The sequence below is a fragment of the Pseudomonas sp. NFACC43 genome (assembly GCF_900119645.1).
Classification (GTDB): domain Bacteria; phylum Pseudomonadota; class Gammaproteobacteria; order Pseudomonadales; family Pseudomonadaceae; genus Aquipseudomonas.
Genome location: NZ_FPKK01000018.1, coordinates 83,646 through 96,888, shown reverse-complemented (window position 1 = coordinate 96,888; position 13,243 = coordinate 83,646). Strand labels below are relative to the sequence as shown.

Genomic DNA, 13,243 nt, shown 5'->3' with positions numbered 1-13,243 from the left:
ACTCCAATGTCGTCGCGTGTGCGCTAGCAAACAAACTGGCGCGAATCGTGTGGGCGGTACTGGCCAAAGGCGGCCAGTACGACCCACATCCGAACGCTTGAATGCACAGCGTTACCACCGGCTTTTGCGACGTCACTGACTGATGACAGTAAACGGCAAACGGCCCGACTGAGAACCTGGCAATAAAATCAGCTTTAGAAGCTGAGGGTTTTTTCAGGACAGTCGGGAGCGGCTACTCATCGAGGGCCGAGCGTTGTTGCAGCAACGCTCACAACGAGCCCGGATACATTAGCGCAAGCCAGCTTTACCGAAAACAGCCCATGAGGTTGCAGGAGAAGGGCTGACCATACATTTTATTCGCTTCAAAAATGTTAGCTCGAAATGGCGGTGTGGCTATCCCGTTCAGGCATTGGCGGGACGCGCCTCGGCTACCGACTCATTTGTGGAAGCTGGCCGGTACAGGATGTAGTAATAACATCCCAGGCAAATCAGCCAGCAGAACACCGCCGTCCACACATTGTGGGAAAAGAAGTGTGCTCCCTGCATCATCCGACCGACAGAAAACACCGTGCCCAGGGCGAAGGCCAATACCAGCGTCTGGCGGGCGAGGCGCGGGCGACGGTCGCGCAGGGCGAAGAACAGCGCAAACAAGGTGAAGCCGGTCGCCGCATGGCCGCCGGGCCAGCATCGGCCAGGCTTGTCGGTGGCAGGGCGAGGACTCAGCAGTTCACTGTAGGCTTCGCTGCCGCCAAATTCCTTCAGGCTCCAGGGACATTGCACCGCCGTCACGGCTTTCATCGGGGTAACGAAAGAAGTCGCCAGGGCCAGGGATAAGACCAGGCAGCCCATCTCGCGTTTGAAGGGTTTGAGTCGGGCGACGAAAAACGTGCCGATGAAACCGAGGATCGCCAGCACGGAAAAACCGATGACCATCTGTTTGGCCCGGTCATGCAGGATGTCTTCCAGAAAAAAACTGTGCCGGCCGATGAAACCACCACCGGCCGGGTCGTAGAACAGCCTGGCCAGCTCCATGTCCACGGTCGTCGCCTCCAGTAGCACCAGAATCAGGGCAACCACGGCGGGCACGCCCAGGGCGATCCGGAAATTCAAGGGTCTGGAAGCGGGACGGATGGCTGTGTGGACCATGGCGGTACCTTCGATGGCAGTGTTCATGAACGGCAATGCGCGCAGTCTGCCCGGCGCTGCGTTGGGGAGGTGTGAATGCCCGGTGAAAAACTCGTCAAGATCCTTTTTCCGGAAAGGTCCCCTCAAGGTTCACCGGCGAGGACCAAAGATGCGCCTCTAGCCGGAAGCGACGCTTGGCCTTAAGCTGCGCGGGCCACGAAGACCGTCTAGCGTGAGCGGAGGAGATCCCATGCGAATTCTGTTGGTTGAAGACAACCGTGACATCCTGGCCAACCTGGCCGATTACCTGGGGCTCAAAGGCTATACGGTCGATTGCGCACAGGACGGTTTGTCGGGGTTGCATCTGGCCGCGACCGAGCACTACGACCTGATCGTGCTCGATATCATGCTGCCGGGGATCGACGGCTACACCTTGTGCAAGCGCCTGCGGGAAGATGCCCGGCGCGACACGCCCGTGATCATGCTCACGGCTCGCGACCAACTGGATGATCGCTTGCAAGGTTTCAAATCCGGGGCCGACGATTACCTGATCAAACCCTTTGCCCTGTCGGAACTGGCGGCACGGATCGAAGCCGTGATGCGTCGGACCCAGGGCGGCGGTCGGCGCGCCTTGCAGGTTGGCGACCTGAGCTACGACCTCGACACCCTGGAAGTGACACGCGAAGGCAAGCTGCTCAAGCTCAACCCGGTCGGCCTGAAGCTGCTGGCAGTACTGATGCAGAAGAGCCCCCACGTGTTGCGCCGGGAAATCCTCGAGGAAGCCTTGTGGGGCGACGACTGCCCGGACAGCGACAGCCTGCGCAGCCACGTTCACCAATTGCGCCAGGTGATCGACAAGCCTTTCGACAAACCCCTGCTGCATACCGTGCACGGCGTGGGTTATCGCCTGGCCGAGGGCCGAGATGGAGTTTAAGCAGAGCCTTGCCCAACGGATCATCATCGCTTTTGCACTGATGAGCGCGTTGGTGGCCGGAGCGTTCGCCATGGGCATCGTGGCGACGGTCCATCTGGTGGAAGAAAAGTTGATTTCCGCCGGGCTGGGAGGCGACCTGCAGCGCCTGTTGCTGATGGACAGCGTGTCGGACTGGAGCCATCGCCCGGAACCCGACCAGCTGTTCTACTTCAGTGGTGGCCCGGGCGACTTCGAGTTGCCCAAGGATCTGCGTCATCTGGAACGCGGTTTCCATGAAGTGTTCCGGGAGCAGTTGTCCTATCACGCCATGGTGGAGATCGTGGACGGTCGGCACTACGTGCTGCTGCAAGACCAGAGCGATTTCGAGGAGCGTGAACGGGTACTGTTCGCCGTGGTGCTGGTGGGGTTCGTGCTCAGCCTGGCGCTTGCAGTGTTCCTGGGTTGGGTCCTGGCTCGTCGGGTGATGGCGCCGGTGGTGCGCCTGGCCCAGCAAGTGCGCCATCGAGACCAGCTCCTCGGGCTCGCCCCGCCGTTGGCCCCCGATTATGCCGCCGATGAGGTGGGCGAACTTGCCGTGGCATTCGACGCCACGCTGGGGCGTTTGCGCCAGGCGTTGACGCGGGAACGGTTGTTCACCAGTGATGTGAGTCACGAGTTGCGCACTCCGTTGATGGTGCTGGCGACGTCCTGCGAGCTGTTGCTGGAGAACCCGGCCTTGGATCAACGCGGTCGCACCCAGGTCGAGCGTATCAACCGCGCCAGTGAAGAGATGCGTGAGCTGGTGCAGACCTTCCTGATGCTCGCCAGGACCCAGCGTGAAGACAGTGGCATGTCCCCTCGAATGACGCTGGGCCAAGTCGCCGATAACCTCATCGGGTTGTGGCGAACCCCGATCGAGTCCAAGGGCCTGGAACTGATCTTCGAGCCCGGGCATCCCCCCGATACCCTGTACAACGCGACATTCCTGACAGCCGTCATGGGCAACCTGTTGCGCAACGCCTTGCACTACACAGACCAGGGGTTCATTCGCCTCACGCTGAATTCCAGCGGGTTCGTGGTCGAGGACAGCGGGGTTGGTATTCCCGAGGAGAAGCGCGAGGCGATGTTCGAACCGTTCGTACGCGGCAACGAAAAACGCGGAGAAGGGCTTGGGTTGGGGCTGTCGCTGGTGCAGCGAATCTGTGAGAACCAGGGCTGGACGGTGAGCCTCAGCACCATGGAGCCTAACGGTTGCCATTTCGAAGTGGACTTGAATCCGCAGCCTTGAACGTTCCCGTCACCTCCATGCATGTCGAAAAGTCTTGAAAACATTCGGCCGTTTACACGACGAAGTTTTCACAAAGACATGACCTGACGCCAACATGCCCAACCCTAAGGTGGAAGCCATTCAGTAATGGAGGCTTCTCACCATGTCAAATGCCATCAAGCTCGATTTCTCTGAAAAGTACGACGAGCAGCATGCCCAGCAATACCTGCATAAACACCGTGACGGCTTGAGTCGGCGCCTTTCCCATCAGCGTGACGAGCAACTGGCCCGGCGGGCATTGGCGCTTGCGGGGGATCCTGGCCTGGTGCTGGATTTGCCATGTGGTGCCGGGCGTTTCTGGCCCTTGCTGGCGGAAAAACCTAATCGGGTCATCATCGGTGCGGACAATTCCGAGGCGATGCTCATGACGGCATTGAAGGCCCAGCCGACCGATGTCGTAAAACGGGTACGACCTTTGCACACATCTGCGTTCGACATTGCCTTGCCTGATAACGCCGTCGACAGCATTTTTTGCATGCGTTTGTTGCACCACATCGGTGAAGCCGCGCACCGACTGGCGATCCTGCGGGAATTCCAGCGTGTCAGTCGAGACAGCGTGATCGTTTCATTGTGGGTCGATGGCAATTTCAAGGCCTGGAAGCGCAAGCGCCTGGAACGTTCACGTGGGCAGAAAGACTACCAGAACAGATTTGTGTTACCGGCCGCTACAGTCGAGGAAGAATTCCGACAGACTGGGTTCCGTATTCAAGAACGATTGGATTTCCTACCGCTCTATGCCATGTGGCGAGTTTATGTATTACGCAAGAGGTAACAGCATGGTTGCGCAGGCGCAAGAGGTACCGACGGTTCACCTTGGCAATTTCGATCACTTCTGGAACCAGCAGGGGGAGTGGGTCGAAGCACCCAATGTGCGCCGTGGCGGTGAAAGCGGTGTGCAGCGGATCCACAATGATGACGGCAATCTACTGTACGCCAAGCGTCAGATCGGTCATGTGTACCGCAGCTTTTTCCATCCGTTTGGTCGGCCAACCGTACTGCGCGAGCAGGACGCGCTGCTGGCTCTGACTCGGCTGGACGTTGGCGTCCCCCAGATCATCTTTTGCGGCGCCCAGCGCGATCCGGTCCATAAATGGCGTGCACTGTTGGTGACCCATGCGTTGGATGGCTTCGTGGAGTTGGAACAGTGGTATGCCGCAGGCGAACGCGAGCGTCATGGCGAAGCGCTGCATGAGCGTATCCTCCAGGCATTGGCTGAGAACCTGGCTCGTATGCACAAAGGTCGCTGGCAACACGGCTGCCTCTATATGAAGCATGTGTTTGTGCGGGTCAGCGGCGAGGGCGAGTTTGCCAAGGCCGAGGTGGCCCTGTTGGACCTGGAGAAGTGCCGCCAGCGACTGACTGCCCGAAGTGCCGCCTCCCATGACTTGAAGCAGCTGCGTCGCCATTCGTCGTTCAGCGAGTCTGACTGGAGAAAACTCGTCTACTTTTATGAGGCGGCGTTTGGCAGCGCTATCAAAGGCTTATGACGATGAAATTGGAAATTGCTAGAGGTGTGTTCCTGGTGGGAGCCCTGGCAGTGACATCGATGGCGGTGGCTGTCTGGGAACAGCCTCGTTCGCAGATCCTCAATGCCTCCCACACCGATGCACATTGCCCATTGCCGCGGGTGGCCAAGGCCAGTGAGGCGGTCAGGCCGGATCAGGACCTGTTGCTGTTCATGTTCGGTCTTTCCCAAGGCATGAGGCCACAGAGTTGAGTTTCACGAAACCAGAATGAAAAGGCCTCGCTTGTACGAGGCCTTTTCATTTCATGCAGTCTTGTCCGGCTTGGCCAGCAGCGTGTAGATGCAGGGCAGTACGAACAGGGTGAACAGGGTGCCGATGGACATGCCGGTGGCAATCACCATGCCGATGTCGAAGCGGCTGACCGCCCCGGCACCCGTGGCCAGGATCAGCGGTACCATGCCAAACACCATCGCCGCGGTGGTCATCAGTACTGGCCGCAAGCGAATCGAGGCGGCCTGCTCCACGGCTTCCCTTGGTGCCAGCCCCTGTTCCTTGCGCAACTGGTTGGCAAACTCGACGATCAGGATCCCGTGCTTGCTGATCAGGCCGATCAGCGTCACCAACCCTACCTGGGTATAGATGTTCATGCTCGACCAGCCGAGGAACAGCGGAATCAGTGCTCCGCAAATGGACAGCGGCACTGTCACCAGGATGACCAGTGGATCCCGGAAACTCTCGAACTGGGCGGCCAGTACCAGGAAGATGATTGCCAGGGCCAGGGCAAAGGTGACCCACAGTGCGCTGCCTTCCTGGACGAACTGACGCGATGCGCCTGCATAGTCGAAGGCGAACCCCGTTGGCGCTTCTTCCTGGGCGATCTGGCGAACCGTCTCGATCGCCTCGCCCATGCTGACGATGGGAAAACCTGAAATCGTGACTGCGTTGAGCTGCTGGAACTGGTTCAACTGCCGCGGTCGAGCCCGATCACTGACCTTGATCAGCGTGGACAGGGGGAGCGATTCGCCCTGGGCATTCTTGACGTAATAGTTGTTCAGCCAGTCCGGGTTGTCCCGGTAGGGGCGTTCTACCTGGGCGATGACCTTGTAGCTGCGCCCTTCGATGGTAAAGCGGTTGATTTCCGATTCCCCCAGCAGCGTGGCGAGGGTGCCGCCAAGGTCCTGCATCGATACGCCCATCTGGGCGGCCTTGGCGCGATCGATGTCCACGACGACCTCGGGTTTGTCGAAGGCCAGGTCGATGTCCATGAAGGCGAACTTGCCGGACTCCAGCGCGCGTTTCTTGACCCGCTCGGCAATCTCCAGCAGCGTCGCGTAGTCTTTCGGCGCGTTGATGACGAATGCAAAGGGCAGCCCCTCGCCAGTGCCCGGCAGGGAAGGCAGGTTGAAGCCGAAGATCTGCAGGCCCGGTATCGTCTCCAGTCGTTCCTGGACTTCAGGCAGGATTTCCATCTGGGTGCGGTCGCGTTCGTTCCAGGGCTTGAGGAGGAAACCACCGATACCGGACTGGACGCCGTTGTAGCCATTGATCTGGAACGAGGAGTAGTACTCCGGGAATTCCTTGAAGATCGTGAGGAAGTGGTCGGTGTAGGCGTTCAGGTAATCGAGGTTGGTGTGCTGTGGCGCGCTGGCCATCATGAAGATGATGCCCTGGTCTTCATCGGGGGCCAGCTCGGATTTGGTGAACATGACCAGCACCGGAATCAGCAGCAATACGATCACCGCGAATACCAGCACCGCCGGCCGGGTATTGAGGGTGCCGTGGAGCATGCGCTGGTAGCGGCTTTTCAGGCGTTCGAACATGCCATCCAGGCGATGAGCCAGGCCCGAAGGGTTTTCGTCGCGCCGCAGCAGCATGGCGCACATCATCGGCGACAAGGTCAGGGCAACGATGCCGGATATCACCACGGCACCGGCCAGGGTCAGGGCGAACTCCTTGAACAAGGCGCCTGTCAGGCCTTCCAGCAGGCCGATCGGCGCATACACCGCTGCCAGGGTGATGGTCATCGAGACCACCGGCATGGCAATTTCCCGGGCGCCTTCCAGCGCAGCGTCGAACGGGCTCTTGCCTTCCTCGATATGCCGGTGGATGTTCTCCACCACGACGATGGCATCGTCCACCACCAGGCCGATGGCCAGCACCATGGCGAGCAGCGTCAGCAGGTTCATCGAGTAGCCCATCAACTGCATGAAGAACATCACGCCGATCATCGACAGCGGGATGGTCACTACCGGGATGACGACCGAACGCAGCGCACCGAGGAAGAGAAAGACCACGACGATGACGATCAGCACGGCTTCGAAGAGGGTCTTCACCACTTCATCGATGGAAGCCTGGATGAACAGCGTCGCGTCATAGGCGATCTCGGCCTTCAGGTTCGACGGCAGCTGGGCTTCCAGTTCCGGCATGACCCGGCGTACTTCCTTGATCACGTCCAGCGGGTTGGCGCCGGGGGTGGCCTTGATGCCGATGTAAACGGAGGGGGTGCCCCCGAAGGAGCTGATGGTGTCGTAGTTTTCCGCGCCCATCTCCACCCGCGCCACGTCCCGTAGCAGCACGCGGCTGTCACCCTCGGTCTTGAGCGGAATCGCGGCGAAGGCTTCCGCGGTCTTGAGCTCGGTATTGGCGTTGATGCTGGTGACGACGTATTCGCCTTTCACTTCGCCGGCGGCCGAGAGGAAGTTGTACTGGCGCACGGCAGCTGTCACGTCGGCGGCGGTCAGGCCGAAGCCGGCGAGCTTGACCGGGTCCAGCCACAGGCGCATGGCGAAGACCTGGTTGCCGAGGATTTCCGCTTCAGCCATGCCAGGGAGGGTGGCCAGCTTGGGCTGGACCACCCGCGACAGGTAGTCGGTGATCTGCGGGTTGCTCAGTTCCTGGCTGTAGAAACTGATGTACATCAGCGCCGAGGCATCGGCCGCCTCACGGCTGAGCACCGGGTCTTCCGCGTCCTGGGGCAGCTCGTTCTTGACTTCGTTGGCCTTGGCCAGCAGCTCGGTGAACAGCCGGTCGTTGTTGGTGCCGATGCGGGCATAGACCGAGATCACCGAGAAGTTCTGGCGGCTGACCGAGGTCATGTAGTCGATGCCCTCGGCGCTGGCCAGGCTCTGTTGCATCGGCTGGGTGATATAGCCCTGGATGGTCTCGGCGTTTGCCCCCGGATAGGCGGTGGTCACCGTGATCAGGGCGTTTTCCATTTGCGGGTATTGCCGCAGGGGCAACTTGCTCCAGGCCTGGAAGCCCAGCAGAACGATCAACAGGCTGACCACGGTGGCGAGCACCGGGCGGCGGATGAACGGATCGGTAAAAGCCATGGGGATTCCTTGATCAGTCCGCGCGTGGCGGGCTGTTCTGTTCGGTCAGGGTCTTGTCATCGCTGATGGCGACGGGGGTGCCGTTATCGAGCTTGATCTGGCCGGCGATCACGACCTGTTCACCGCTTTGCACGCCCTTGGAGACCAGCACCTGACCGTCACGGCGCTCACCGGTCTCGACGAAACGCCGTTCGGCGATCAGCACTGGCTGGCCCTTGTCATCCTTTTCAGTGCTGCCGTCGGCGGCTTTCTTCTGCGTCACCACGTACATGGAGTTGCCATAGAGGGTGTAGGTCACGGCACTTTCCGGTACGACGATGCCGGCAGCCATCTCCGGCAGGATCACCTGGAGGCTGGCGAACATGCCGGGTAGCAGCTTGCCGTCGGGGTTGGCCAGGGTGGCGCGCACCAGTACGTTGCGAGTGCTGTCCTCGACCTTGGGGTTGATGGCGCTGATGGTGCCGACGAAGGTCTGGCCCGGATAGGCCGATACGTTCACGTTGACCGGTTGGGCAATGGCAAGCCTGGGCACCGTCTGTTCGGGCACATAGAAATCCACGTAGAGGCTGCTGAGGTCTTGCAGGGTGGCGATTACCGTACCGCTGGCCAGGTAGTCGCCGACATCCACCTGGCGAATGCCGATGGTGCCGCTGAACGGCGCGACGATCTGTTTCTTGGCCAGCGAAGCCTTCAGTTGGTTGACCGTGGCCTGGTTCTTCTTGAGTTGCGCCCCGAGCCGGTCGAATTCGCCCTTGGAGATCGCCTGGCTGCCTACCAGCTGCCGGCCGCGGCCGAAGTCCAGTTGCGACAGGCCAAGGTCCGCCTGGGCGGTTTCCAGCAGGGCGGTTTCGACATCACTGTCCAGTTGCAGCAGGGGCTGGCCGGCCTTGACCTTTTGTCCCGACTGGAAGAGCACCTTCTGCACGGTCCCGGCGATCTCCAGGCTCAGGTCCACGCCTTGCAGTGCCTTGAGGCTGCCAACGGTGGGCAGTCGTGCCTGCCAGGGTTGTTCGGCGGCGGTGGCCACTGCCACGCTGATGGGCGGTTTCGGTGCAGAAAACATCTGGATCTGCTGGTAAACGGAGAAGGCCTTGTAGCCAGCCAGCAACAGCACCACCAGCAGGACAACACCCAACATGATCAGCATGCGGCGTCGCAGCATGTTCCACTTCCTTGGAAAAGCCTAAAAGAAATACAGTCAGGCGGGCACCTTACTCCGAGTGTGCGGGGGATTCCAGATGTTGTCGGGGGGCTGTCGCGTAGGATTATTCCTGAAATTTCAAGGGGCTCGGCCCAGGCGGCTTCGCCCCTTCGATCACACCAGGTGCAAATGGTTGTCCCAGAGCCCCGCTGGCAGGTCCAGCGGTTTTGCAACCAGTTGTGGCTGGCGGCAATCGTAATAGCGGCATCGGCCTTGACCCGAGGTCACGACGAAACCGTCGGCCACCGCACCCACGCCGGCGCAGTCTGGAAGAGGCGCGTCCAGGCGCACTTCGCCGCTGTCCAGGTCCCAGATGAAAAAGCGATTGCCCCGCGGCGCCGTCAGGGCCACCAGGCGCAGCTCGCTGTGCACGGCGACACTGGCGGTGTAGTGCCCCATCGCCTGCAACTGGTGGTCGGCCACCGGGAACGCCTTGAATGGCTGGCCCGGGCGCTTGATTGCCAGCAGCTCTGAGGATTCGTGAGGATCGCCCATGAACTGCTGGCCGGACACGATGGTGCCATCGCTGGCTATGCCCAGGTGGCGCACGCTGTTCATCGGTTGGGCGAGGGTTTCCTTGCTCAGCAGCGTGCCATCGCGCCGCATCAGGACCAGGCTCGGCTCCATGGCGTCGAGGTTCATCTCTACCCGGCTCTCGGCCTCGGTGCGGATGCCGCCATTGGCCACCACCAGGGTCTCGCCGTCGGGCAGCCACGACACCTGGTGCGGGCCGATGCCATGGGTGGAAATCTCGCCGCTGTGCACCAGGCGCTCGCCGTCGAAACGGTACATGCCCAGCAGGCCGCGTCCCGGATCGCTGGTGTCGTTCTCGGTGGCGTACAGCCATTCGCCGCTGCCATGGATCACCGCGTGACCATAGAAATGTCGGTTCGGCAACGAAGCGATCGTCTGCAGCAAGGCTCCGTCGCGCAGGTCGATCAGATAGCTTTCGGTGCCCGGACGCCGGGCGACGAACAGGGCGATGGGCCGTGTCGGATGGTTGACGATGTCATGGCAGCGTTGCCCGACCCGGGTGGCGAATACTTGCGTGCCATCCAGTCGGTAGCCGACGGCATAGTGCTTGCCGTCACCATCGTCTCGTGCCGACAGCAGTAGCGGACTCTTGTCCTTTTGCTTGAACAGCGTCCAGCCGCCCAGGGTAACGGCACCGAGCAGCAAGCTGCCCAGCGCCAGAGCCTGACGTCGAAACATGATCAGTCACCGTCGTTGGCGTTGAAGCCCAGTTGGATGCCCAGCGCCTTGGCCAGTTCACCTTCGTGCAGGCGATGGACGACATTGAGGCTGTCGTACAGATCGTTGAGTTGCTGGCGACCGGCGTCGTCGCCGAGCATTTCGGTCAGCGAACGCTGGCTGCTGGCGAACAGTTTCAGCGAAGCGTCATAGGCGGCGTCGATCTTGTCGGCCAGCGGTTTCTGGTCGCTTGGCAGCAAGCCGCGCAGGCCTTTGTTATCCACGCCTTCCCAGACGGTCCGGGCAGCACTCAGGCTGGCCTCCAGGCCTTGCAACGAGGATTGGCTGCGCCAGGCATCGGCCTGGAAAGGTTGTGGGACGCCCTTGCTCTGACGGCCCATCGGGGTGCCGAGTTTTTTCTTCAGGGTGTCCAGGGCGGTGACCTGGACACGTAGCAGGTCGGCAATGGCCTCATGGGAGTCGGCGTAGCGCTGGTTGGGGAACTTGCTCATCTGGGCGAGCATGCCGTCGTTGGTGTTCCAGCGCGACAGGATCTCTTCGGCGAGTTGTTTCTGGCGTTCGCCAATGGCCATCAGCAGCGGGCAATACTTGGCTTTCTGCGCGCTGTCGGCCATGTCGATCCGGGCGTCGAACAGCAGGTATTCGTAGGCCGACAGGCCCTGGACCACGACGCTGGACTTGGCCAGGCCGGCAGCGTCGATCTGCGGCTGGCTGTTGACCAGTTGCTCGACCTGACGGCCTACCAGGTTCTTCTTGTCCGGCCAGAACTGCACCTGCCAGGCGCGGTTGCCCTCGGCCAACGGGCCGATCAGCAGCGGCTGGAGTTCGGCCCAGGCCTTTTGTGCCTTGAGGAAATCGGCGCGAGCGGTCTCCAGGTTTTCCTTGCCCTGGCAGAACGCCAGGGCGCTGGCTGCCAGTTGTCGGTCGGCATCGACCCAGCGGCTGTAGGTCGGCAGGATCACTTGCTTGGCGATAGCCGCCGAGGTGACCGCCTGTGGATCCTGTGGCGAGCAGGCACCGAGGGCGAGGGCGGCGAGGCTGGTGAACAACAGCTTGGGACGGAACATTGTCGGGCTCCCGTTTTTCGGAAAATGCGTTTAAAGAGAATTCAGGAACGCCAGCAACGCGGCGCGCTGCTCGGCATTGAACGCCAGGACCTGGCGCTGCGCCGCTTGTGCTTCGCCGCCATGCCAAAGCACGGCTTCGAGCAGGTTGCGGGCGCGACCGTCGTGCAAGAACTGGGTGTGGCCGTTGACAGTTTCGGTCAGGCCGATGCCCCACAGCGGCGCAGTGCGCCAGTCACGGCCACTGGCCTTGAATTCGCTGCGGTTGTCGGCCAGCCCTTCGCCCATGTCGTGCAGCAGCAGGTCGGTGTAGGGCCGGATGACCTGGTTTGCCAGCTCCGGTTCGGCCGCGCTGGCGGAGGTGGTGTACTGCGGTGTGTGACACGATTGGCAGCCGGCCTGGAAAAACAGGTTCTTGCCGGCCAGCACCTGGGGCGAGTCGACATCGCGACGGGCTGGCACGGCGAGGTTGCGGCTATAGAACAGCACCAGCCGCAGGATGTTGTCGCTGACTTCCGGCTCGCCGTCCGGGCCATTGCCACTGGGAGCGCGTTTGCAATCGACCTGGGCCTGGGTGCAATCGTCGAACGGGCGCAGGCTTGTCGTCAGGCCCATATCGCCGGAAAAGGCATGAACGTTCTGTTGGTTCAGGTTGGGCTGGCCGGCCTTCCAGCCGAAGCGCCCCATGACGGTTTTGTGCTGGGCATCGTCCCAGACCTGGTTCGGTCGCCCGGCGATGCCGTTGCTTTCCCGCGCCTGGGCCTCGGCATTCGCCAGGATCGCAGCGTCGGGAATGGCCTCCAGCAGCCCCAGGCCGATCATCGGTGGAGCGACGCGGGCGGAAAAGCGCGTGTCGGGATGCATCGGTCCATAACCGAGCTGGGTGATCCGCAACTCAGGCTTGCGCAACTCCACGACGGTGCCATCTTCGAAGCGCACAGGAACGGCGGAGTAATCGACCCGTACCTTGCCTTCCGGGACGACACCTGGCACGGACATGTCCTGCAGTTGCCCGCCGTAGACGGGCTCGGGCACCACACCCAGTTGTTCGATGACCTTGGCGTACGGCGGTGCGTCGGGTATCGACAGGCGCACCAGCATCGATACCGCACTGGTCGCGCCGGGTTCCGGCGGATGGCCGCGACCATCCTTGATGTGGCAGTTCTGGCAGGCGTTGGTGTTGAACAATGGCCCAAGACCATCCCGGGCAGTGGTGGTGGACGGCGCGATCACCCAGGGGCTGCGGAAGAAACTGTTGCCGACACTGAAATCCACGCGCCGCGAGGGTGGCAGGTTGGCCGAAGGCAGCGAGAAGGCATTCTGATCGGCCTTGCGTACCGTCGCCGCGCCACCGGATCGGGCTTCACCCGGTTCGGCCTGGGTAAAGCGCGGGGCGTCGTCGCAGGCACTCAGGCCCAAGGCCATGAACAGTGCACATAGACGAAGAGGCAACGACAGCATCGGGCGACCTGGGAGATAGGTGAAAAGAGGGCGCAAAGTCTAACAGGGCGGGGCGGTTTGAATAAGAGGAATTATCGTTTGCTCTGATGGCGAACAGCCTCGCCCGACGAGAGCACACTGCGCGGCCACGGATTCGCTGGAA

11 protein-coding genes are annotated in these 13,243 nt (G+C 61.5%); 5 read left to right on the top strand and 6 right to left on the bottom strand.

From position 1 onward, the window contains the following. Window positions 1-402: 402 nt before the first annotated feature. Complete coding sequence (locus tag BT179_RS23845) at window positions 403-1,146, bottom strand: phosphatase PAP2 family protein (RefSeq protein ID WP_072432026.1); 744 nt, start codon at window positions 1,144-1,146, stop codon at window positions 403-405. 229 nt (window positions 1,147-1,375) lie between these two features. Here BT179_RS23845 and colR point away from each other — a divergent pair, with 229 nt between their 5' ends. From colR to BT179_RS23820, 5 genes are all read left to right on the top strand, one after another. Next, on the top strand, window positions 1,376-2,059 hold the full coding sequence (gene colR / locus BT179_RS23840) for a two-component system response regulator ColR (RefSeq protein ID WP_072394984.1): 684 nt from the start codon (window positions 1,376-1,378) through the stop codon (window positions 2,057-2,059). Continuing rightward, a complete protein-coding gene (locus tag BT179_RS23835; RefSeq protein WP_072394982.1) occupies window positions 2,049-3,326 on the top strand; it encodes a sensor histidine kinase in 1,278 nt (425 codons plus the stop codon). Before colR ends, BT179_RS23835 begins: the two co-directional genes overlap by 11 nt. A 142-nt stretch (window positions 3,327-3,468) precedes the next feature. Continuing rightward, window positions 3,469-4,137 (top strand): class I SAM-dependent methyltransferase, encoded by a 669-nt coding sequence (locus BT179_RS23830; RefSeq protein ID WP_072394980.1) that lies wholly within the window; start codon window positions 3,469-3,471, stop codon window positions 4,135-4,137. 4 nt (window positions 4,138-4,141) lie between these two features. Further along, window positions 4,142-4,852: a lipopolysaccharide kinase InaA family protein gene (locus BT179_RS23825; RefSeq protein WP_072432008.1), complete on the top strand. Its 711-nt coding sequence runs from the start codon at window positions 4,142-4,144 to the stop codon at window positions 4,850-4,852. Window positions 4,853-4,854: 2 nt separating this feature from the next. Further along, window positions 4,855-5,082: a hypothetical protein gene (locus BT179_RS23820; RefSeq protein ID WP_072394976.1), complete on the top strand. Its 228-nt coding sequence runs from the start codon at window positions 4,855-4,857 to the stop codon at window positions 5,080-5,082. Between the two features lie 51 nt (window positions 5,083-5,133). Here the strand turns inward: BT179_RS23820 and BT179_RS23815 are convergent, their stop codons facing one another. From BT179_RS23815 to BT179_RS23795, 5 genes are all read right to left on the bottom strand, one after another. Further along, window positions 5,134-8,163: a multidrug efflux RND transporter permease subunit gene (locus BT179_RS23815; RefSeq protein WP_072394974.1), complete on the bottom strand. Its 3,030-nt coding sequence runs from the start codon at window positions 8,161-8,163 to the stop codon at window positions 5,134-5,136. 13 nt (window positions 8,164-8,176) lie between these two features. After that, a complete protein-coding gene (locus BT179_RS23810) occupies window positions 8,177-9,325 on the bottom strand; it encodes an efflux RND transporter periplasmic adaptor subunit (protein ID WP_072394972.1) in 1,149 nt (382 codons plus the stop codon). Between the two features lie 153 nt (window positions 9,326-9,478). Beyond that, window positions 9,479-10,576 (bottom strand): DUF1513 domain-containing protein, encoded by a 1,098-nt coding sequence (locus tag BT179_RS23805; RefSeq protein ID WP_072394970.1) that lies wholly within the window; start codon window positions 10,574-10,576, stop codon window positions 9,479-9,481. 2 nt (window positions 10,577-10,578) lie between these two features. After that, window positions 10,579-11,643: an imelysin family protein gene (locus tag BT179_RS23800; protein ID WP_072432009.1), complete on the bottom strand. Its 1,065-nt coding sequence runs from the start codon at window positions 11,641-11,643 to the stop codon at window positions 10,579-10,581. Between the two features lie 30 nt (window positions 11,644-11,673). Continuing rightward, the gene (locus BT179_RS23795; RefSeq protein ID WP_072394968.1) at window positions 11,674-13,101 is read right to left on the bottom strand and encodes a di-heme oxidoreductase family protein; all 1,428 of its coding nucleotides are present in this window, start codon (window positions 13,099-13,101) and stop codon (window positions 11,674-11,676) included. Window positions 13,102-13,243 lie beyond the last annotated feature (142 nt).